The sequence below is a fragment of the Frankia sp. Mgl5 genome, assembly GCF_023242985.1.
Taxonomy (GTDB): Bacteria; Actinomycetota; Actinomycetes; order Frankiales; family Frankiaceae; genus Parafrankia; species Parafrankia soli.
In genome coordinates this window covers 1-399 of sequence record NZ_JALKFY010000496.1, presented here as the reverse complement: position 1 = coordinate 399, position 399 = coordinate 1, and the positions used below count along the sequence as shown (strand labels likewise).

The window sequence follows — 399 nt, the reverse complement described above, 5'->3', positions numbered from 1 at the left end:
GACAGAAACCTGCTTCACGCGATTGCTGATATATTGCGGGAGGAGGCCTATCAGGTGGATTACGCCGAAAAAGGGGACGAAGGTTACCTGCTGGCGGAACGGGGCATCTATGACATGCTGGTGCTGGACATCATGCTGCCGGGGATGGATGGACTTTCCATTCTGAAAAAGCTGCGCGCAAAAGGTGTCCCCACTCCTGTCCTGTTTTTGACCGCGAAAGACAGCGTAGAAGCAAGGGTAAAAGGGCTGGACGCCGGGGCGAACGATTATCTCGTCAAGCCGTTTGCTGTGGAAGAGCTGCTGGCCCGTGCTCGCGTGGTGCTCCGGCGCAGCGGCAAAATCGCCAAGGAAGGCGACCTGCAATATGGCCCGATTATTTTGCCCGTGCAGGAGTACGAT

The 399-nt window shown here is 56.4% G+C and carries 1 protein-coding gene; it reads left to right on the top strand.

The features are described from left to right. Positions 1 to 399: response regulator (locus tag MXD62_RS10305; RefSeq protein WP_368862379.1), on the top strand; the 399-nt coding region annotated here is incomplete at both ends.